This window comes from Enterobacter sp. 296B2, assembly GCF_034106185.1.
Taxonomy (GTDB): Bacteria; Pseudomonadota; Gammaproteobacteria; order Enterobacterales; family Enterobacteriaceae; genus Enterobacter; species Enterobacter cloacae_N.
On the sequence record NZ_JAWNCA010000003.1, the window covers coordinates 137709 to 158018 of the forward strand.

The following is a 20310-nucleotide window of genomic DNA, read 5'->3' on the forward strand; positions in this document are numbered from 1 at the left end:
GTATTCCGCGGACGCGCGTAGATGAAATTTTCACTGAACATTATTGACTGGCAGGCAAGAGCGCCAGGACTAAGCGATGCCGCAGAGTGGCAGGCGTGGTCGCGCCTGCAGTCAACTATAGACCCAACGGCCCCGCTTCCCCGGCTGACTGCGTTACCCATGATGACCGCGCGCCGCCTTAACTCGGGCAGTAAGCTGGCGGTGGATATTGGTCTTGCCATGCTGCAAAGCCACGCCGTTGATGCCGTCGTCTATTCCAGCCGCCACGGCGAACTGGAGCGCAATTACCGTATTCTGCATGCGCTGGCAACCGGTCAGGCCGTCTCGCCCACCGACTTCGCCATGTCCGTGCACAACTCCGCTGTGGGCAATCTTACTATTACCGCTCGCCAGCCTGTTGTCTCTTCATCCATTTCTGCCGGGCTGGACACCTTCCAGCAGGCCCTTTGTGAAGTGCTGAGCCTGCTGCAGGCGGGCTACTCCCGCGTCTTGCTGGTGGATTTTGACGGCACGCTGCCGGAATTTTACCACCCGGCATTGCCGCCGCAGATGCCCACCTGGCCGTACGCGCTGGCGCTGGTGATTGAATCCGGCAGCGAATGGCAGTGCGAAACCCGCAGCGGCAGCACGGGCGAGGAGCCTACTCTGCCGCAAAGCCTGATGTTCCTGCAACGCTATCTCCGCGAGGAGCGGCAGTTTGTGGTGCCCGGCGAACGCCTGCTGTGGCAGTGGGCGCGCCAATGAACCGCCTGGCCGCCCGGATCAACTGGCTATGGCGTCTGGCGATGACTGGACTCTGCTTCGTGCTGTTTGGCGCGGGCGGCCTGCTGCTGTCGCTGATCTGGTTCAACCTGCTGCTGATTGTTCAGCGCGATCGCGCCAAACGCCGTCGCCTGGCGCGCCGCAGCATTGCGGCCAGCTTCCGCGGCTTCTTAACCGTTGCCCGCGGCACCGGGGTGCTGGACTATCGCATTCACAATCTTGACGCGCTTCGCGGCGATCGGGGCTGTCTGGTGGTGGCTAACCACCCAACGCTAATTGACTACGTGATTCTGGCGTCGGTGATGCCCGAAACCGACTGTCTGGTGAAGAGCGCGTTACTGCGCAATCCCTTTGTCAGCGGCGTTATCCGCGCGGCGGATTACCTGATTAACAGCGAAGCCGAGCCTCTGCTCGCTGCCAGCCGGCAGCGTCTGGCCCACGGCGACACGCTGTTAATCTTCCCGGAAGGCACGCGTACCCGGCCAGGTGAGGCTATCGCCCTCCAGCGCGGCGCGGCAAATATCGCTGTGCGCTGCCGCAGCGATCTGCGGATCGTGCTGATCCACTGCAGCGAGCACCTGCTGGATAAAAAAAGCCGCTGGTATGACGTACCGCCCGCAAAACCTGTCTTTACCGTGGATGTGCGCGATCGCGTGAACATCGACGAATTTTACGATGCAAATGAACAAGAACCGGCGCTGGCGGCAAGGCAGTTAAACCGGCATCTGGAGCATCGATTAACATCAGGCCTTCAATCTTTGTCAGGAATTAATGATGCAAGCGCTTTATCTTGAAATTAAGAATCTCATTATCACCACGCTGAATCTGGACGAGCTTACCGCAGAGGATATTGATACCGATGCCGCGCTGTTTGGCGATGGGCTGGGTCTCGACTCTATCGACGCGCTGGAGCTCGGTCTGGCGGTGAAAAACCAGTATGGCGTGGTGCTTTCTGCCGAAAGCGAGGAGATGCGCCAGCACTTCTTTTCCGTCGCCACCCTGGCGTCCTTTATCCATGCCCAACGCGCCTGAGACGTGAACTATGACCGAACAAGAAACCATTTATCAGGAAGTCTGCGGCCTTCTGATCAAACTCTTTGAAATCGACCCGCAGGACATTACGCCCGAAGCCCGTCTTTACGAAGACCTGGAGCTGGACAGCATTGACGCGGTGGACATGATTGTCCATCTGCAGAAGAAAACCGGTAAGAAAATCAAGCCGGAAACCTTCAAATCGGTTCGTACCGTTCAGGATGTGGTAGACGCCGTCGAACAGCTTCTGCGCGAAGAGTAAAACACCGTGCGTGGTGGACGGACGTTGCCGGTTATCCCCCTTCTGACGGGGCTGATGCTGCTGGCGTGGCCCTTCCTGATTGGATTTGGGCTGACGCATAACAGCCTGCCGTGGCTGCTGCCCGTGATGGCACTGCTGTTGCTGCTGCGGCTGCAACAGGCGCGGCGGAACACCGGCCCGATGCGGTATGTGGTGCAGTGCGTGGCGCTGGCGGGCATCGCGCTCTGCGCGGCAAGCTACCTGCTGAAAACCCACCAGTGGCTGCTGTTTTACCCTGTGGTCGTCAATCTTGTGATGCTGGCCGTGTTCGGGGGTTCGCTCTGGACCGCGATGCCGCTTGTCGAACGGCTGGCGCGCCTGCGTGAGCCAAATTTGCCCCCGGAGGGTGTGCGCTATACCTACAAGGTGACCCTCGTCTGGTGCGGATTTTTCATCGGCAACGGGGCGATGGCGCTGTTTACCGTCCTGCACGGTGACATGCATCTGTGGACGCTGTGGAACGGTATGGTGGCTTACATCCTGATGGGAACGCTGATGGCGACAGAGTGGCTGGTGCGTCAACGGGTGATAAAAAAAGAGATGCACAATGACTAACCCCCTTCCGCTGGGCCAGTGGTTAAACGCGCCCCGCCCTGACGACACGCCCGTCGCCTGGCTTGACGATCGTACCTGGACGCTGGGCCAGCTGCGCCACGACGTGACCCTGCTGGTCGACACCCTGCGTCAGCAAGAAGGCGAGCGCTGGGCGCTGTGCTTTGAAAACAGCTACCTGTTTATCGTTGCGCTGCTGGCCTCGCTGCATGCGGGTAAAACGCCGGTCATTCCCGGCCATAGCCGTATTTCGCTGCTTGAAGAGCAGCAGTCGCTGTTTAGCGGCGTTCTGAGCGACAGGCCCCTCGGTTACCCTGGAAAGCTGATTGTGGTGGCTTCCCGCCATCAGACGATCGCCCACTGGATGCCCCTGCCGGATATTGCCGAAAGCCGCTTTGTTGAGCTTTTCACCTCCGGCTCCACGGGGACGCCGCGTCGGGTGATTAAGCACATCGTCAGCCTGGATCGCGAAGCCCGCCTGCTGGCTGACCGCTTCGGCGCGCGTCTGGCTGGCTGTAGCGTTGTCGCCTCCGTCGTACCGCAACACCTGTACGGTCTGACATTCCGCATTGTATTGCCGATGGCGCTTGGCCTGCCGCTGCATGCCGCGATGCTCTATTACGCAGAGCAACTGGCCGCCCTTCCTCATGACAGGCATTACCTGTTCATCAGCAGCCCGGCGTTCCTGAAACGCCTGGATACTGAGCTGGCCGCGCCGCCCGTCAGGATGCTGATTTCCGCGGGCGGAATGCTGCCCTGGCGTGACGTCTCAACCACCGCTGGCTGGCTTAACATCTGGCCGGATGAAATTTATGGCAGCACCGAAACCGGGATCCTCGCCTGGCGCCATCGCCAGGAAGATAACCTGCCATGGCTGCCCTTCCCCGGCGTAAGCTTCCATCAGGAAGAAGAAGCGTGCCGCGTCACGTCACCACTGATCCATGAGGCTGAAGGACTCCAGCTGGACGATATCCTCCACTTCGACAGCGAGGGGCTGTTCAGCATCGCCGGTCGTCGCGGGCGGGTGGTCAAAATTGAAGAAAAGCGCATCTCGCTTAACGAAATAGAACGCCGCCTGCTGGAGCTCGACGGCGTTTGCGAAGCGGCTGCGCTGCCGGTCACGCGCGGGGGCCGCCAGGGAATCGGCGCCCTGCTGGTGCTGGATGAGGCGGTTCGTCAGCGCTGGCAGCTGCAGGATAAAAAAGCGCAGGAGTTCGCCTGGCGTCGCGCTCTGCTGCCGTGGCTTGAACCGGTCGCGGTGCCGCGCTACTGGCGGATTGTGGATGAGATGCCGGTAAACAGTATGAACAAGCGTGTCTATGCGCAGTTAGAGGAGTTATTTCATGAAAATTCATGAAATTGAGCGCCATCAGGCACAGCCGGAGAAGCTGGAGATCGTTTTGCATCTCGACGCGTCTCTGTTCTGGTTTCAGGGCCATTTTGCCGTACAGCCGCTGCTGCCCGGCGTTGCGCAGCTTGACTGGGTCATGCACTACGCCACGACGTTACTGGCGCCGGGTTACCGCTTTCACAGCATTCAAAACGTGAAGTTTCAGGCCCCTCTGCTGCCGGAAACTACGGTGACGCTGGTGCTTGAGTGGCATGCCGAACGTCAGATGTTGACCTTCAGCTACCAGCGTCACGCCGGGGCGGAGCGCCATACCGCCAGCAGCGGGAAAATTCGTCTATGTCAGTGATCTTTCGCCCCTGCGTGCTGATCCCGTGCTACAACCACGGTGCCATGATCGCCAGCGTGCTGTCACGTCTCGCCCCGTTCGGCCTGCCGTGCCTGGTGGTGGATGACGGCAGCGAAGCGATCACCCGTCAGGAGCTCGAACGCCTGGCGGCGGAGCAGCCGCATATGACGCTGATCCGTCTGGGGCAAAACGCCGGGAAAGGTGCTGCGGTCATCAGGGGGCTGGAGGAGTGCGCTCGCGCGGGCTATACCCACGCCGTGCAGGTGGATGCGGACGGCCAGCACGCCATTGAAGATATCCCCAAACTGCTGGCGCTGGCGGAGCGCCACCCGGACGCGCTGATTTCCGGCCAGCCCATTTACGATGATTCCATTCCGCGCTCGCGGCTCTACGGGCGCTGGGTCACCCACGTCTGGGTATGGATTGAGACCTTATCCCTGCAGCTTAAAGACAGCATGTGCGGCTTTCGGGTCTACCCGGTCTCGCCCACGCTGCGGCTGGCCGCGCGTGAAACGCTCGGTAAACGGATGGACTTTGACACCGAAGTGATGGTCCGTCTCTACTGGCAGGGCAACACCAGCGTCTTCCTGCCCACCCGTGTGACCTACCCGCAGGACGGGTTATCCCACTTCGACGCGTTAAAAGATAACGTGCGGATCTCCCTGATGCATACCCGGCTGTTCTTCGGCATGCTGCCCCGCATTCCCGGCCTGCTCTTCCGTCGACGCGGCCAGCACTGGGCGCAGCAGGACGAGGTCAAGGGGCTATGGGGCATGCGCCTGATGCTGCGCGTCTGGCAGTTGCTGGGGCGGCGGGCCTTTACCGTGCTGCTGTGGCCAGTGATCGGCGTCTACTGGCTTATCGCGCGTCCGGCGCGGCAGGCTTCGCGGCAGTGGATTGCACGCGTGAAGCAGGTGCTGATGCAGCGGGACATGCCTGTTCCCTCACGGCTCAACAGCTTTTTCCATTTCATGCGCTTCGGCAACGCGATGCTGGACAAAGTTGCCAGCTGGCGCGGCGAGCTGAAGTTTAATCGCGACGTGGTCTTTGCCCCCGGCGCGCGCGAAACGCTTAATATCGCGGCGCCGCAGGGCAAGCTGCTGCTGGCCTCGCATCTTGGTGACGTAGAGGCCTGCCGGGCGCTGGCCCAGCTGGACGGCAGCAAGATCATCAATGCCCTGGTCTTCAGCGAAAACGCCCGGCGCTTTAAGCAGATTATGAGCGAAATGGCGCCCCAGGCGGGCGTGAATTTAATGTCGGTCACCGACATCGGCCCGGACACCGCGATTGCCATCAAAGAGAAGCTTGAGCGCGGAGAATGGGTCGCGATTGTGGGCGACCGCATCGCGGTGAATCCGCAGCGTGGCGGCGAGTGGCGCGTGATCTGGAGCCGGTTCATGGGCCAGCCCGCGCCGTTCCCTCAGGGGCCGTTTATCCTGGCCTCGATTCTCCGCTGCCCGGTGGTGCTGATTTTTGCCCTGCGCCAGCAGGGCAAGCTTGTCCTGCACGGCGAACCGTTTGCCGACCCGCTGATCCTGCCGCGCGGGGAACGCCAGCAGGCGCTGCAGGATGCCGTCGATCGCTACGCGCAGCGGCTGGAGCATTACGCCCTGATGTCGCCGCTCGACTGGTTTAATTTTTTCGATTTCTGGCATCTGCCAGAGTCCAGAGAGAAGGAGTAAAGGGTGCTGACCGATCCCCGCTTTACGACTGAAGTCGAGATCACCGTTCCGTTCCACGACGTCGATATGATGGGCGTGGTCTGGCACGGTAACTATTTCCGCTACTTTGAGATCGCCCGCGAGGCGCTGCTCAATCAGTTTGACTATGGCTATCGCCAGATGAAAGCCTCCGGCTACGTCTGGCCCGTCGTCGACACCCGGGTGAAATACCGCGATGCGGTGACCTTTGAGCAGCGTATTCGCGTCCGCGCGCAGATTGAAGAGTATGAAAACCGGCTGCGCATTGCCTATCAAATTTTCGATGCGCAGACCGGCAAGCGCACCACCACCGGGTACACCATCCAGGTGGCGGTGGAAGAAGCCACCCGCGAAATGTGCTTTGTCAGTCCGGCAGTACTGTTTGAACGTATGGGAGTCACGCCATGAAATGGTTGCCTTTGCTGACGCTGCTCGTCAGCCCGCTGGTCAGCGCCGTGACGCTGGATGAACTGCAGCAGCGCTTCACCGAGCAGCCCGTGGTGCGCGCGCACTTCGAACAGGTTCGCACGATAAAAGATATGCCGCAGCCGCTGCGCTCGCAGGGCGAGATGCTGATCGCCCGCGACAGTGGCCTGCTGTGGGATCAAAAAGCGCCCTTTCCGATGACGCTCCTGCTGGACGACAAGCGGATGGTTCAGGCGATCAACGGCCAGCCGCCGCAGACCATCACTGCCGACAATAATCCGCAGATGTTCCAGTTCAACCACCTGCTGCGGGCCCTGTTCCAGGCCGACCGCAAGGTGCTGGAAGAGAACTTCCGCATCGATTTTAAAGACCTGGGAGCGGGCCGCTGGTCGTTGGTACTTACGCCAAAAACGACGCCGCTGGACAAGATTTTTGCCTCCCTCGATCTGGGCGGCGCGACCTATCTGGAGACGATTCGCCTGAACGACAAGCAGGGCGACCGTACCGATATCGCTCTTTCAAACCACCAACTGACGCCCGCCAGCCTGACCGATGACGAACGCCAACGCTTTGCCGCACCGTAAATCCCTGCGCCCGGCGCTGCTGTGGGCCGCGGCATGCCTGATCCTGCTGGGCGTGCTGCTGTCACTGCTGCCCGGCGCGCGTCTGAACAGCAGCGTGCTGGCCATGCTGCCGAAGCAGACGCTGGGGGCGATCCCGCCGGCGCTCAACGACGGGTTTATGCAGCGTCTCGACCGCCAGCTGGTCTGGCTGGTCAGCCCCGGCAAAGAGCCCGATCCGCGCGTGGCGCAGCAGTGGCTGACGCTGCTGCAAAACAGTCACTCGCTCAGCGAGGTTAAAGGCCCGATGGACGCCGCCGGGCAGAAAGCCTGGGGAGAGTTCTTCTGGCAGCACCGCAACGGCCTGATCGATCCCGCCACCCGCGCCCGTCTGCAAAACGGCGGAGACGCGCAGGCGCAGTGGATTTTATCCCAGCTCTACTCGGCCTTTTCCGGCGTCAGCGGCAAAGAGCTGCAAAACGATCCGCTGATGCTGATGCGCGGCTCGCAGCTCGCCCTGGCGCAAAACGGCCAGAAGCTGCGGCTGATGGACGGCTGGCTGGTCACGCAAGATGAGGCGGGGAACTACTGGTACCTGCTGCACGGCGAGCTGGCAGGCTCGTCATTTGATATGCAGCAGACCCACCGGCTCGTGACGACGCTTAACGCGCTGCAACAGACGCTGAAAGCGAGTTACCCGCAGGCCCAACTGCTTTCCCGCGGAACGGTCTTCTACAGCGATTACGCCAGCCAGCAGGCCAAACGCGACGTCTCGACGCTGGGTATCGCCACCCTGCTTGGGGTGTTCCTGCTTATCGTCGCGGTGTTCCGCTCTCTGCGCCCGCTGCTGCTGAGCGTGCTCTCGATTGCCATCGGCGCGCTGGCGGGCACGGCGGTGACGCTGCTGCTCTTTGGCGAACTGCACCTGATGACGCTGGTGATGAGCATGAGCATCATCGGTATTTCCGCAGACTACACGCTCTACTACCTGACCGAACGGATGGTGCACGGCGCGGAGCTTTCCCCCTGGCAGAGCCTGGCCAAGGTACGCAATGCGCTGCTGCTGGCGCTGCTGACGACCGTCGCCGCCTACCTGATTATGATGCTGGCCCCCTTCCCCGGGATCCGCCAGATGGCGGTGTTCGCCGCCGTGGGGCTGAGCGCCTCCTGCCTGACGGTGATTTTCTGGCATCCGTGGCTGTGCCGGGGTCTGCCGGTGCGCCCGGTTCCCTTTATGGTCCTGATGCTGCGCTGGCTGGCCGCCTGGCGACGCAGTAAAAAACTGTCCGTTGGTCTGCCCGTCGCGCTGGCGCTGCTCTCCGCCGCGGGGATGAGCACCCTGAAGGTGGACGACGATATCGCCCAGCTGCAGGCGCTGCCAAAAGATATTCTGGCGCAAGAGAAAGCCATTACCGCCCTGACCGGCCAAAGCGTCGATCAGAAATGGTTTGTGGTGCACGGTGCTTCGCCCCAGCAAACGCTGGAGCGGCTGGAAGCCTTCACCCCGGCGCTGGCCGAGGCGCAAAAAGCGGGCGATCTCACCCGCTGGCGTACCCTGCCGCTGAACTCGCTGGCCCGCCAGAAAAGCGATCTTACGCTGCTGCGCGACGCTGCCCCGGCGGTAACGAACATGCTGAAAAGCGCCGGGCTCAACGCCGTATCCCCGAATCTGGACGCCATGCCGGTCAGCGTGGACGCGTGGCTTAACAGTCCGGCCAGCGAAGGCTGGCGACTGCTCTGGCTGACCCTGCCGGGCGGGGAAAGCGGCGTGCTGGTGCCGGTGGACGGCGCGAAAAACAGCGCGGCGCTCGGTGAGCTGGCCGCGCGCCATGACGGCGTCGTCTGGGTGGACCGCAAAGCCAGCTTTGACAGCCTCTTTGCCCTCTACCGCACGCTGCTGACGGGGCTACTGTTTGCTGCGCTGGCGGTGATTGCCTGCGGGGCGATGCTGCGCCTCGGCTGGCGTAAGGGACTGATAAGCCTGGTGCCGTCCGCACTGTCGCTGAGCTGCGGTCTGGCGGTCCTGGCCGCAACGGGCCACCCGGTAAATCTGTTTTCACTGCTGGCGCTGGTACTGGTGCTCGGCATTGGCATTAACTACACGCTATTTTTCAGCAACCCGCGCGGTACGCCGCTGACCTCGATGCTGGCGATTACCCTGGCGATGATGACCACCCTGCTGACGCTGGGCATGCTCGTCTTCAGCACCACCCAGGCCATCAGCAGCTTTGGTATTGTGCTGGTGAGCGGGATTTTCACCGCCTTCCTGCTGGCCCCGCTGGCGATGCCGGAAAAGAAAGAGAGAAAACGTAAATGAACGCTGTTTATCGCGCCGTTGCGCTGGCTGCGGCGCTGCTGCTGGCAGGCTGTAGCCATTCGACCGATACTAAAGAGACGCGGCCTCAGGCCTGGCTCCAGCCGGGCACCAAAGTTACGCTCCCGCCGCCCGGCATCAGCCCGGCGGTAAGCTCCCAGCAGCTGCTGACCGGCAGCTTTAACGGACAAACGCAGTCCCTGCTGGTGATGCTCAACGCGGATGCGCATAAGGTCACGCTGGCCGGGCTCTCTTCCGTTGGGATCCGTCTGTTCCTGGCAACGTACGATGAGAACGGTATTCATACCGAGCAGTCCATCGTCGTGCCGCAGCTGCCGCCAGCCAGCCAGGTGCTGGCCGACGTGATGCTCAGCCACTGGCCGATTAGCGCCTGGCAGCCGCAGTTGCCGAAGGGCTGGACGCTGACGGACAATGGCGATCGGCGCGAGCTGCGTAACGCCAGCGGCAAGCTGGTGACGGAGATTGTCTACCTCCAGCGCAAAGGCAAGCGCGAGCCGATCAGCATCGAGCAACACGTATTCAAATACCACATCACCATTCAATATCTGGGTGACTGAGATGATCTATATATCCGCTGTTGGCATGGTCAACGCGCTGGGCAACTCGCCTGATGAGATTGCCGCGAACCTGGCGGCAGGCGTGGCGCCGGGTATGCACGCCCGGGCCGGCTGGTTGCAGGGAGCACCCGAAGCGGTACTGGGCGCCGTGGAAGGCGAGCTGCCGCCCATCCCGGACAGCTTCTGTGCACACCGCACCCGCAATAACCAGCTGCTGCTGGCCGCACTGGCGCAGATTCAGTCAACCATTGACGAGGCCATCGCCCGCGTCGGTCGCGACCGCGTGGCCGTGGTGCTGGGAACCAGCACTTCCGGGCTGGATGAAGGCGATGAGCACGTTAGGCGCATGACCGACGGCGAGACCAGCACGCGATGGCAGTATCCGCAGCAGGAGCTGGGCGATCCGTCCCGCTTCCTTGCCAACTGGCTGCAGCTTGAAGGCCCGGCCTATACGATCTCCACCGCCTGCTCCTCCAGCGCGCGGGCGATGATTGGCGGCAAACGCCTGATTGAAGCCGGGCTGGTGGACATCGCCATTGTCGGCGGGGCCGATACCCTGAGCCGAATGCCCGTCAACGGTTTTAACAGCCTTGAATCCTTCTCCCCTACGCTCTGCGAGCCGTTTGGGCGCGACCGCCGGGGGATCACCATCGGTGAAGCGGCGGCGCTGATGGTATTGAGCCGGGAACCCGCGGGCGTGGCGCTGCTCGGGACGGGCGAATCCAGCGATGCGTACCATATTTCCGCCCCGCATCCTCAGGGCGAAGGGGCGATAAGGGCTATCACTCAGGCGCTCAACGAAGCGGGCATGCAGCCGGGCGACATCGGCTATATCAACCTGCACGGCACGGCCACGCCGCTCAACGATCAGATTGAATCGCAGGTGGTACACGATCTCTTCGGGGAGAGCGTGCCGTGCAGCTCAACCAAACACCTGACCGGCCACACGCTAGGCGCTGCCGGTATCACCGAAGCGGCACTGAGCTGGCTGATTCTGACGCGCGATCTGCCCTTGCCGCCGCAGGATTTTTCCCGCTATGCCCCGGACGACACGCTCGCGCCGTGCGGCCTGCTGCACCAGCGCGCCGCCCTGAAAAAGCCGGTGATTTTGTCTAACTCGTTCGCGTTTGGCGGCAACAACGCCAGCATTCTGCTGGGGAGAGCGTCATGAGCTATCTATCACCCGAAGCCTATTTGCCGCACGAGGCGCCGATGATGCTGCTGGGGTCCGTTGAGAATGTCACGGACGACACGGCGGTCTGCCGCATCGCGGTTGACAGGCAAAGCGTGCTGGCGCCGTTTCTCAATGCCGATGGCGACCTGCCGGGCTGGTACGCGCTCGAATTGATGGCGCAGACCGTTGGCGTCTGGTCAGGCTGGCATCGTCAGCAGCAGGGGCAAGAGCATATCGCGCTGGGCATGGTGCTCGGCGCGCGCGAGCTGGTCTGCGCTAGCGGGCGTTTCGCCAAAGGCTTAACGCTGGACATTACCGTTAAGCTGCTGATGCAGGACGAACGCTTCGGCAGTTTTGAATGTACGATTTCCGCAGATGAAGAGACGCTGGCCACGGGCCGGGTCAACACCTTCCAGCCGAGTGCAGAAGAATTAATATCGCTTTTTAATCAGGGATCCCACGCATGAGTCGTTCCGTTCTGGTCACAGGGGCCAGCAAAGGCATTGGTCGCGCCATCGCCCGCCAGCTTGCCGCTGACGGGTTCACCGTCGGCGTGCATTACCACCGTGATGCCGCAGGCGCGCAGGAGACGCTGGACGCCATCACGCAGGCGGGCGGCAGCGGTCGTTTACTCTCGTTTGACGTGGGAAACCGCGAACAGTGCCGCGAGGTGCTGGAGCAAGAAATTGAAGCTTATGGCGCATGGTATGGCGTGGTCAGCAATGCCGGGATCGCCCGCGACGGTGCCTTTCCGGCACTGAGTGAAGACGACTGGGACAGCGTGATCCACACCAATCTCGACAGCTTTTATAACGTCATTCACCCCTGCATTATGCCGATGATCGGCACCCGTAAAGGGGGACGCATTATCACCTTATCGTCCGTGTCCGGCGTGATGGGCAACCGCGGGCAGGTGAACTACAGTGCGGCAAAAGCGGGCATTATCGGCGCCACCAAAGCGCTGGCGATCGAGCTGGCAAAACGCAAAATCACCGTGAACTGCATTGCCCCGGGGCTGATTGATACCGGCATGATTGAGATGGAGGAGGCTGCGCTGAAGGAAGCGATGTCCATCATCCCAATGAAACGTATTGGCCAGGCTGAGGAGGTCGCCGGGCTGGCAAGCTATCTGATGTCGGATATTGCGGGCTACGTCACCCGACAGGTCATTTCCATTAACGGAGGAATGCTATGACGCGTCGCGTGGTGATTACGGGCATGGGCGGCGTGACCGCCTTTGGCGAGAGCTGGCAATCTGTTTCCAGCCGGCTGCTGGCGTATGAAAACGCCGTGCGTAAAATGCCGGAATGGCAGGTGTACGAAGGTCTGCACACCCTGCTGGGCGCGCCGATCGACGATTTCGCGCTGCCGGAACACTATACCCGCAAGCGTATCCGCGCCATGGGCCGGGTGTCGCTGATGTCGACCCGCGCCACCGAGCTGGCGCTGGAGCAGGCGGGGCTGATTGGCGAAGCGGTGCTCACCAACGGGCAAACCGGTATCGCCTACGGCTCTTCGACAGGTAGCACCGGCCCGGTCAGCGAATTCGCGACCATGCTCACCGAAAAGCACACCAATAACATCACCGGGACAACCTATGTCCAGATGATGCCGCACACCACCGCCGTGAATACCGGCCTGTTCTTTGGATTACGCGGCCGCGTCATCCCGACGTCGAGCGCCTGTACCTCCGGCAGCCAGGCGATAGGCTACGCCTGGGAGGCGATTCGCCACGGGTATCAGACCGTTATGGTCGCGGGGGGCGCGGAAGAGCTTTGTCCGTCAGAAGCGGCGGTGTTTGACACACTGTTTGCCACCAGCCAGCGCAACGACGAACCCAAAACCACCCCGTCGCCGTTTGATACGCAGCGCGATGGTCTGGTTATTGGGGAAGGCGCAGGCACCCTGATTCTGGAAGAGCTGGAGCACGCCAGAGCGCGCGGGGCCACCATCTACGGTGAGATCGTGGGCTTCGCCACCAACTGTGACGCGGCCCATATCACCCAGCCACAGCGCGACACCATGCAGATTTGCATGGAGCAGTCGCTGGCGATGGCGGGATTAAGCGCCCGGGATATGGGGTATATCTCCGCGCACGGTACCGCCACCGACCGCGGCGATATCGCCGAAAGCCAGGCTACTGCCGCCATCTATGGTGACAGCGTGCCGGTTTCCTCGCTGAAGAGCTATTTAGGCCACACGCTGGGGGCCTGCGGCGCGCTGGAAGCGTGGATGAGCCTGCAGATGATGCGCGAAGGCTGGTTTGCCCCGACGCTCAATTTAACGCAGCCGGATGAGCAATGCGGGGCTTTAGATTATATTATGGGAGAAGCCCGTCAGATTGACTGCGAGTATCTGCAGAGCAATAACTTCGCGTTTGGCGGCATCAATACCTCGATTATTATTAAACGCTGGGCGTAACTATGTACCGGTTTGTACTGGGAAAAATTTCCACCCTTTGCGCGGACCCGCTGGCGTCAACGCTCGCAGACAGGGCACCTCCGGGTGCACGACATGCCTCCTGGCTGGCAGGCCGGACGCTGCTCGCCAGAACATTATCCCCTCACCCGCTCCCCGACATCATTTACGGCGAGCAGGGGAAACCGGCCTTTGAGAAGGGGAATCCGCTGTGGTTCAACCTGAGCCATAGCGGTGACGATATCGCCTTACTGATGAGCGATGAAGGTGAAGTGGGCTGCGATATCGAAGTGATTCGCCCCCGCAAGAACTGGCAGGCGCTGGCCAACGCCGTTTTCAGCCTGACAGAGCATGACGAGCTGGAGCGTGAAGCGCCTGAGGAACGGCTTTCCGCTTTCTGGCGTATCTGGACGCGAAAAGAAGCGATTGTGAAACAGCGTGGCGGCAGCGCCTGGCAGATTGTCAGCATCGACAGCACGGCCCAGTCGCACGCGGTCAGCCAGTTACAGCTCGGTTCTCTGAGCCTTGCCGTCTGTACTGCAACCCCTTACACCCTGACCACCGAGTCGATTATTCACGTCGGGGCAGGAAAATCACCAGTACACCCAGCATAATAAACCCGACGCCCGCCAGCCCGCGCCAGGAGAAGCCTTCTCCCCAGCCGGGCAGCAGGATCGCCGCGCCCCATACCAGGATATAGCTGAGGCTCAGCAAGGCATAGGCTTTGCTGAGCGCCATGCGATGCAGCGCCAGATACCAGCAGCCCATGGAGGCCACGTATCCCGTCAATCCCAGCAGCAGCGCACCCGTGCCGGGCGAGACGTGCCACAGCGCAGAGATAAACGTCAGAAAATCGCTGACTGGTGGCAGAGCCTGCATGGCATCGCGTAGCAACAGCTGCGCGGCGCTGACTAACAGCACGCTGCATAACGCCCAGAACGCGCCTTTCACAGGCTTCCTCCCAGCACGATAATCCCAATGATGATGAACCCGACTCCCAGCCAGTGATGCACAGCAACGTGCTCACGCCAGAAGACCTTCGCCGCCAGCGTTACCCAGACAAAATTGAGGCTCAGCATCGGATAAGCGACGCCAACGGGCAGACGCTGCAGCACCACCAGCCAGACCAGCATACCGCCGCCCAGCGCCAACATTGCCAGGCCAAGCCACAGCGCGATGTGCGCGCCACGCCGCCCGGCCTTCGCCGGACGGGTGGCCTGTTTTTGGCACAGTTGCCCCGCGCAGCTGAGCAGGCTTGCCAGTACGAGCCAGGTCCAGGTCATCACTTCGGCAGATACTCCAGCAGGGCCAGACGCCCCTGGATATAGAGATTGTCCGGCTGCGGTAAATTCGCCTGTGAAAGATCGTCGCGCTTTGAGAGCAGCATCACCAGCGACACGCGCCCCTGCTGACGATGCGTTGCCAGCCACTGCGCGAAGTCGTCCTCACTGACAAAACGGTCTTTCACATCGGGATAATCCAGCCCGTAGCGCAGCTCGCCGCTCTGACCAAAGAGCGTGATGTCATTGCGTTTCAGCTCCCACGCCAGGCCCGCGGCCACGCCCACGTTATTGGCCAGCACGAATCGGCTTTCCTTCAACGGCTCCCGCACGGTATCGACCAGCGACTGGGGCTGTTTGGAGTCCACCACCAGGTTAGGAATGGCAAAACCAATCAGCAGCGCCAGGCCTGCTGGACACAGCGCCGCCAGCCACCAGCGCTGCTGGCTCTGCCGGAACGTAAACCAGCCTACCGCGGCCCAGATGAGGAACGCTACCACCGCACAGAAGACTTTATACAGTTCAACCGACGTCCAGACCGGATGCTTAGCCAGCCCCCACGGCGAAACCACCAGCGCCGCCATCACGCCGATGACGCCAAACGCCAGGTTAATGCCGCCGTTAATGCGTAACGCTCTGGCGCCTTTTTTCGCCGCGAGGCAGGCATAGCGCGCCATCAGGATAGCCAGCGGAGCGAAACAGGGCAGGATATAGGTTGGCAGCTTGCCTTTGGCGATGCTGAAGAACAGCAGTGGCATCACCACCCAACCCAGCAGATAGAACCCGCCGCCCGCGTTTTGTCTGTCATTCCAGCCGAGACGCAGCGCGCCGGGCAGCAGCGCCAGCCACGGCAGGCTGCCGGCGATCAGGAATGGCACGTAGTACCAGAACGGGGCTTTATGCTGTGCGTCGCTCTGGGCAAAACGCTGAATATGCTCAACCCAGAAGAAGTAACGCCAGAAATCAGGCTCACGGTGCGCAATGGCCAGCGCCCACGGCAGAACAATCAGCACGCAGCTGAGGATCGCGAGCCAGCCAAAAATCAGCACCTCTTTCCAGCGCTTCCGGGCGATGACCCACGGAAGCACGCCAATCACCGGAACCGCCAGTGCCAGGAAGCCTTTGGTCATCACCCCCATTCCGCAGGCCAGCCCAAGCAGCACATAGCCACCCGCTTTTCCGGCCACGGTTTGGGCCTGCGACGCCAGCCAGAAGCTGCACATCGCCGCCACCAGCCACAGGGTGATAATAGGATCCAGAACAGCATACGTGCCGATGCCGTACACCAGAAACAGGGTCAGGAAGATAAGGCCGGAGAATATGGCTGTCCGCTTATCCCTCCAGAGCCGCCATGCCATCCAGATAACCAGCAGCGCCGCGAGCCCCGTGGAGAAGATCGACCCGGCGCGTACGGCAAAGTTCGTGTGCCCGAACAGCCATTGCCCGATACTGTTGATCCAGTAGCCAGCAATCGGCTTTTCAAAGTAACGCAGCCCCAGAAAATGCGGGACAACCCAGTCACCCGATGCCAGCATTTCGCGGCTGATTTCCGCATAGCGCGTTTCATCGGGCTGCCACAGCAGACGGATATCGACCGGAATGAGGTAGTAAACGATAAACAGTGCGAGAAGCGCTACGCCATAACGGGCTGTTTTCATGGAACCGGACTCACGATTTGTTGATAGCCAAGCCAGCCTTCCCGGCCAGCCAGTTCACTACGGACCACTTTGCCCACGGGCAGGGTGCTGAGGTCGTCCGGCAGCAGCTCGCTCAACGGGCAGAATTCAATGCCCTCCTGAGCGGCCATCGTCAGCAGCGCATCGAAATCATGCTGATACGCAATCCCTTCCACTTCGGCATGGATGGTATACACCGGCGTACCGGCGTCTCGATGGATGCGGTCCAGAATATAGCGATTAAATTCTTCCGCTTTCACCTCGCGTCCCACCACCTCATCCCACGTAGGAAGCGTGACCGGAATTTGCACGGTACCGTAGCGATTTTCGCCTAACAGCGGCAAAAATGGCCCGGTTCCGCGGCAGTCGCTGTTGTAGCGAAACGCGAAATGCTCTTTGGCTTTGACCACCCGCTGGTCGGCACGCCATCCCGCCACGGCGGAGCAGCGTACGGGCTGGCCAATGATTGCCTCAAGCTCCAGCATTCCACGTTCGACCTCACGGGACAGGCGTGAGATATCCCAGACGCCTGCCCAGGCCTGCCAGGCATGGTGATCCCAGGCATGCAGGCCAATCTCATGATGCTGCGCCGCCTCGCGAATCACCGCTTCATTACCCGCGCCGATGCGTCTGCCGGGCCAGGCGGTGCCGGCCAGCAAAATATCCCAGCCGTAGAGGGATGCCGCGCGCGAGCGCAGCATTTTGAACAGAAATGCCGGTTTAACCAGACGCCATAAATGGCGTCCCATGTTGTCAGGCCCCACGCTGAAGAAAATGCTGGCACGCACACCGTGCCTGCTCAGCAGTTCCAGCAGTCCGGGCACGCCGTCACGCGTTCCCCTGAAGGTGTCGACATCAATGCGTAAACCGACTTTTTTCATGAGGCCTGTTCCGACAGCTCCACGGTGCGCAGGAAGAAGTCGAGCGTCTCATCAATGGTCTGCTCCATCTTCACCGTCGGCGTCCAGTTCAGGCAGCGCTTCGCGTTGCGGATGCTTGGCTTACGGTGCTCGACGTCCTGGTAGCCCTTACCATAGTAGCTGCTGCTTTCCACTTCGCGGAAACCGGCAAACGGCGGGAAGCGATCGCGCAGCGGGTGGCGCTCAAAGCTGGCCAGCAGCATCTCTGCCAGCTCGCGAATGCTCGCCTCGTTTTCCGGGTTACCGATGTTGATGATCTCACCGTTGCAGCGGTTATCTTTGTTTTCGATGATGCGGAACAGGGCTTCGATACCGTCGCTGATATCCGTAAAGCAGCGTTTCTGGCTCCCCCCTTCAATCAACTTGATAGGCGAACCTTCAACCAGGTTCAGGATCAGCTGGGTGATCGCGCGGGAGCTGCCGATACGCGCCGCGTTCAGGTTATCCAGACGCGGCCCCATCCAGTTGAACGGACGGAACAAGGTAAAGCGCAGGCCCTCTTTCTCGCCGTAGGCCCAAATCACGCGGTCCAGCAGCTGTTTGGAGACAGAGTAGATCCAGCGCTGTTTGTTGATCGGCCCCACCACGAGGCTGGAAGTGTCTTCATCGAAGTTTTTGTCGGTACACATGCCGTACACTTCAGAGGTGGACGGGAAGATGATGCGCTTGTCGTATTTCACGCAGTCGCGGATGATCTTCAGGTTCTCCTCGAAGTCCAGCTCGAACACGCGCAGCGGGTTACGGGTGTACTCGATTGGCGTGGCAATGGCGACCAGCGGCAGCACCACGTCGCATTTTTTAATGTGGTATTCGATCCACTCGGAGTGGATGCTGATATCCCCTTCAACGAAGTGGAAGCGCGGGTTGTTGAGGAAACGGCTGATGGCGTCAGAGCCAATATCCAGACCGTAAATCTCGTAGTTATCATCCCTGAGCAGACGTTCGGTCAGGTGGTTACCGATGAACCCGTTCACGCCGAGGATCAGCACGCGGGTGCGGCGCTTGATGGCAACCACCGGCGCGCTGGTGATCAGCGCCCCGGCCACCAGCCCCAGCGACTGCGCCAGCTGCGTGCCCTGAACGTACAGGCCGTTGTCGGTCTGACCGGTGACGATCTCCAGCGCCTGCTCGCCGCAGCTCACCACCAGCGGAGAGACGGAGACGACGGTGCCCGGTTTAGCCGCCGGGATCTCGTCACGCACGCGGGATTTCCAGACGATAAATTTGCTTACGCCCGCAAAGCTGTACGCGCCCGGCCACGGGTCGGTCACGGCGCGCACCAGGTTATGCAGCTGGCGGGCGGGTTTGTTCCAGTCCAGACGACCATCTTCCGGCGTGCGGCGGCCAAAGCAGCTGGCCTTGCTTTCGTCCTGTTCGGTCTCGCTGAAGGTGCCGTTGAGGATGGCTGGCAGCGCGTCACGCAGCAGGCTTTGCGCCGCGGTGCAGAGTTTCTGATGCAGCTCAAGCGCCGTTTCATCCGCGTCGATTGCCACGCGCTGCTGGGCGACGATGGCCCCGGCATCCGCGCGGTGCACCATGCGGTGCAGCGTCACGCCGGTTTCGGTTTCACCATTGACCAGCACCCAGTTCAGCGGCGCGCGGCCACGGTAGGCGGGCAGCAGAGAGCCGTGAAGGTTAAAGGCCCCTTTGGCGGCCAAACCTAAGATCTCGTCGCAGATCAGGTTGCGATAGTAGAACGAGAAGATGACATCCGGGGCGAGTGCGCGGATGCGATCCACCCACAGCGGGTGGTTGACGTCGTCCGGGGCATAAACCGGAATACCACGCTCGGCGGCGATACGCGCCACGGAGCCGAAGAAGTGGTTCTCTCCCGCCGCGTCCGGATGGGTAAAGATTGCAGCAATGTCATAGCCCGCTTCCAGCAGGGCCAGCGTGCCCGCGCACCCCATATCGTGATAGGCAAATACAACGGCTTTCATGGGTGGGTTTCCTCTTGAGATGCTTTGTGTTCCTGACGGACAACACGTTGAATAAAGTAGCGCGGACGTGCGCGAACATCGTTGTAGATACGGCCAATGTATTCACCGAGCAGGCCCATTCCGACGAACTGGGCGCCGATGAACATAAACAGCACGGCAAAGAGCATGAAGACCCCTTCCGCCGCCCACTGCGGGCCAAAGACCAGGCGCAGCACCACCAGCAGGACGGACAGCGTAAAACCGGCCAGGGCGATGATGCTGCCGAACACGCTCAGCAGGCGCAGCGGCGTGGTGGTCAGGCAGGTGACGAGGTCATACATCAGGTTGATGAGACGCATAAAGCTGTACTTCGATTCCCCGTGCTCGCGCTCGGCGTGCAGGACCGGAATTTCCGTTGCCTTGCGGGCAAAGGTGTTGGCGAGGATCGGAATAAAGGTGCTGCGCTCATGGCAGTGAAGCATGGCGTCGACAATATGGCGGCGGTAGGCGCGCAGCATGCAGCCGTAATCGCCCATCGCTTTACCGGTGGTACGCTGAATAAGACGGTTGATGGTTCGCGAGGCCAGCTTACGGAAAAGGCTGTCCTGACGGTTCTGACGCACCGTGCCAACCACGTCATAGCCTTCATCAGCTTTCGCCACCAGGCGCGGGATCTCCTCCGGCGGGTTTTGCAGATCCGCATCCAGAGTGATGATCAGATCGCCCGTCACGTGGCTGAACCCGGCCATAATGGCGGAGTGCTGGCCGTAGTTACGGTTGAGCAGCACGGCAACAATATGGCTGCCTTCGGCCTGGGCGGCTTCGGTCAGCATCAGCGCGGAATCATCACTGCTGCCGTCATCCACCAGCAGAATTTCATAGGCTTTGCCCAGCGTGTCGCAGGCGGCCGTGGTGCGGCGGATCAGCTCGGGCAGGCTCTCCTGCTCGTTATAAACAGGGATGACCACCGAAACTTTTTGTACAGGCGGTGCGCTGAACAT

Annotated in this window: 23 protein-coding genes; 17 read left to right on the plus strand and 6 right to left on the minus strand. The window is 61.2% G+C overall.

All coding sequences use genetic code 11. The features are described 5' to 3' along the window. Nucleotides 1-21: 21 nt before the first annotated feature. From URZ40_RS03515 to acpT, 17 genes are read left to right on the plus strand one after another with little or no spacing between them, the layout of a single operon-like run. The gene (locus tag URZ40_RS03515) at nt 22-744 is read left to right on the plus strand and encodes a beta-ketoacyl synthase chain length factor (protein ID WP_316380239.1); all 723 of its coding nucleotides are present in this window, start codon (nt 22-24) and stop codon (nt 742-744) included. Next, nucleotides 741-1556: a lysophospholipid acyltransferase family protein gene (locus URZ40_RS03520; RefSeq protein ID WP_316380238.1), complete on the plus strand. Its 816-nt coding sequence runs from the start codon at nt 741-743 to the stop codon at nt 1554-1556. The genes URZ40_RS03515 and URZ40_RS03520 overlap by 4 nt, the downstream gene beginning before the upstream one ends. Continuing rightward, nucleotides 1537-1794, plus strand: a complete 258-nt coding sequence (locus tag URZ40_RS03525; RefSeq protein WP_028014701.1) for a phosphopantetheine-binding protein — start codon at nt 1537-1539, stop codon at nt 1792-1794. The genes URZ40_RS03520 and URZ40_RS03525 overlap by 20 nt, the downstream gene beginning before the upstream one ends. 10 nt (nt 1795-1804) lie before the next feature. After that, on the plus strand, nt 1805-2056 hold the full coding sequence (locus tag URZ40_RS03530) for an acyl carrier protein (RefSeq protein WP_116342741.1): 252 nt from the start codon (nt 1805-1807) through the stop codon (nt 2054-2056). A 6-nt stretch (nt 2057-2062) separates the two neighbouring features. Beyond that, nucleotides 2063-2650, plus strand: a complete 588-nt coding sequence (locus URZ40_RS03535; protein ID WP_166712542.1) for a hypothetical protein — start codon at nt 2063-2065, stop codon at nt 2648-2650. After that, a complete protein-coding gene (locus URZ40_RS03540; RefSeq protein WP_316380237.1) occupies nt 2643-4004 on the plus strand; it encodes an AMP-dependent synthetase in 1362 nt (453 codons plus the stop codon). Before URZ40_RS03535 ends, URZ40_RS03540 begins: the two co-directional genes overlap by 8 nt. Further along, on the plus strand, nt 3991-4344 hold the full coding sequence (locus URZ40_RS03545) for a hydroxymyristoyl-ACP dehydratase (RefSeq protein WP_116342747.1): 354 nt from the start codon (nt 3991-3993) through the stop codon (nt 4342-4344). Before URZ40_RS03540 ends, URZ40_RS03545 begins: the two co-directional genes overlap by 14 nt. After that, nucleotides 4335-6026, plus strand: coding sequence for a glycosyltransferase (locus URZ40_RS03550; protein ID WP_316380236.1), 1692 nt, complete (start codon nt 4335-4337; stop codon nt 6024-6026). Before URZ40_RS03545 ends, URZ40_RS03550 begins: the two co-directional genes overlap by 10 nt. A gap of 3 nt (nt 6027-6029) precedes the next feature. After that, the gene (locus URZ40_RS03555; protein ID WP_028014706.1) at nt 6030-6452 is read left to right on the plus strand and encodes a thioesterase family protein; all 423 of its coding nucleotides are present in this window, start codon (nt 6030-6032) and stop codon (nt 6450-6452) included. Next, nucleotides 6449-7054 carry an outer membrane lipoprotein carrier protein LolA gene (locus tag URZ40_RS03560; RefSeq protein WP_316380235.1) on the plus strand — a complete coding sequence of 202 codons (606 nt, stop codon included), beginning with the start codon at nt 6449-6451 and terminating at the stop codon, nt 7052-7054. Before URZ40_RS03555 ends, URZ40_RS03560 begins: the two co-directional genes overlap by 4 nt. Further along, nucleotides 7023-9347: an MMPL family transporter gene (locus URZ40_RS03565; RefSeq protein ID WP_316380234.1), complete on the plus strand. Its 2325-nt coding sequence runs from the start codon at nt 7023-7025 to the stop codon at nt 9345-9347. The genes URZ40_RS03560 and URZ40_RS03565 overlap by 32 nt, the downstream gene beginning before the upstream one ends. After that, nucleotides 9344-9922 carry a DUF3261 domain-containing protein gene (locus URZ40_RS03570; RefSeq protein ID WP_116342755.1) on the plus strand — a complete coding sequence of 193 codons (579 nt, stop codon included), beginning with the start codon at nt 9344-9346 and terminating at the stop codon, nt 9920-9922. The genes URZ40_RS03565 and URZ40_RS03570 overlap by 4 nt, the downstream gene beginning before the upstream one ends. A gap of 1 nt (nt 9923) precedes the next feature. Then, entirely contained in the window at nt 9924-11093 is a 1170-nt protein-coding gene (locus URZ40_RS03575) for a beta-ketoacyl-[acyl-carrier-protein] synthase family protein (RefSeq protein ID WP_316380233.1), read from the plus strand. Further along, on the plus strand, nt 11090-11563 hold the full coding sequence (locus URZ40_RS03580; RefSeq protein ID WP_316380232.1) for a 3-hydroxy-fatty acyl-ACP dehydratase: 474 nt from the start codon (nt 11090-11092) through the stop codon (nt 11561-11563). Before URZ40_RS03575 ends, URZ40_RS03580 begins: the two co-directional genes overlap by 4 nt. After that, on the plus strand, nt 11560-12291 hold the full coding sequence (locus URZ40_RS03585; protein WP_316380231.1) for a 3-ketoacyl-ACP reductase FabG2: 732 nt from the start codon (nt 11560-11562) through the stop codon (nt 12289-12291). The genes URZ40_RS03580 and URZ40_RS03585 overlap by 4 nt, the downstream gene beginning before the upstream one ends. After that, complete coding sequence (locus tag URZ40_RS03590) at nt 12288-13517, plus strand: beta-ketoacyl-ACP synthase (protein ID WP_116342763.1); 1230 nt, start codon at nt 12288-12290, stop codon at nt 13515-13517. Before URZ40_RS03585 ends, URZ40_RS03590 begins: the two co-directional genes overlap by 4 nt. 2 nt (nt 13518-13519) lie before the next feature. Beyond that, nucleotides 13520-14128, plus strand: a complete 609-nt coding sequence (gene acpT / locus URZ40_RS03595; RefSeq protein WP_316380230.1) for a 4'-phosphopantetheinyl transferase AcpT — start codon at nt 13520-13522, stop codon at nt 14126-14128. Here acpT and arnF read toward each other — a convergent pair. The 6 genes from arnF to arnC are packed head-to-tail and all read right to left on the minus strand — an operon-like array spanning nt 14085 to nt 20310. Then, on the minus strand, nt 14085-14465 hold the full coding sequence (arnF, locus tag URZ40_RS03600; RefSeq protein WP_163330627.1) for a 4-amino-4-deoxy-L-arabinose-phosphoundecaprenol flippase subunit ArnF: 381 nt from the start codon (nt 14463-14465) through the stop codon (nt 14085-14087). The two genes, acpT and arnF, sit on opposite strands and share 44 nt — an antisense overlap. After that, on the minus strand, nt 14462-14797 hold the full coding sequence (gene arnE, locus URZ40_RS03605; RefSeq protein WP_116342769.1) for a 4-amino-4-deoxy-L-arabinose-phosphoundecaprenol flippase subunit ArnE: 336 nt from the start codon (nt 14795-14797) through the stop codon (nt 14462-14464). Before arnE ends, arnF begins: the two co-directional genes overlap by 4 nt. Further along, nucleotides 14797-16452 carry a lipid IV(A) 4-amino-4-deoxy-L-arabinosyltransferase gene (gene arnT, locus URZ40_RS03610; RefSeq protein WP_316380229.1) on the minus strand — a complete coding sequence of 552 codons (1656 nt, stop codon included), beginning with the start codon at nt 16450-16452 and terminating at the stop codon, nt 14797-14799. Before arnT ends, arnE begins: the two co-directional genes overlap by 1 nt. Next, nucleotides 16449-17351, minus strand: coding sequence for a 4-deoxy-4-formamido-L-arabinose-phosphoundecaprenol deformylase (gene arnD / locus URZ40_RS03615; protein ID WP_116342773.1), 903 nt, complete (start codon nt 17349-17351; stop codon nt 16449-16451). Before arnD ends, arnT begins: the two co-directional genes overlap by 4 nt. Further along, nucleotides 17348-19330 carry a bifunctional UDP-4-amino-4-deoxy-L-arabinose formyltransferase/UDP-glucuronic acid oxidase ArnA gene (gene arnA, locus URZ40_RS03620; protein WP_320719772.1) on the minus strand — a complete coding sequence of 661 codons (1983 nt, stop codon included), beginning with the start codon at nt 19328-19330 and terminating at the stop codon, nt 17348-17350. The genes arnD and arnA overlap by 4 nt, the downstream gene beginning before the upstream one ends. Continuing rightward, nucleotides 19327-20310, minus strand: coding sequence for an undecaprenyl-phosphate 4-deoxy-4-formamido-L-arabinose transferase (gene arnC, locus URZ40_RS03625; RefSeq protein WP_116342777.1), 984 nt, complete (start codon nt 20308-20310; stop codon nt 19327-19329). The genes arnA and arnC overlap by 4 nt, the downstream gene beginning before the upstream one ends.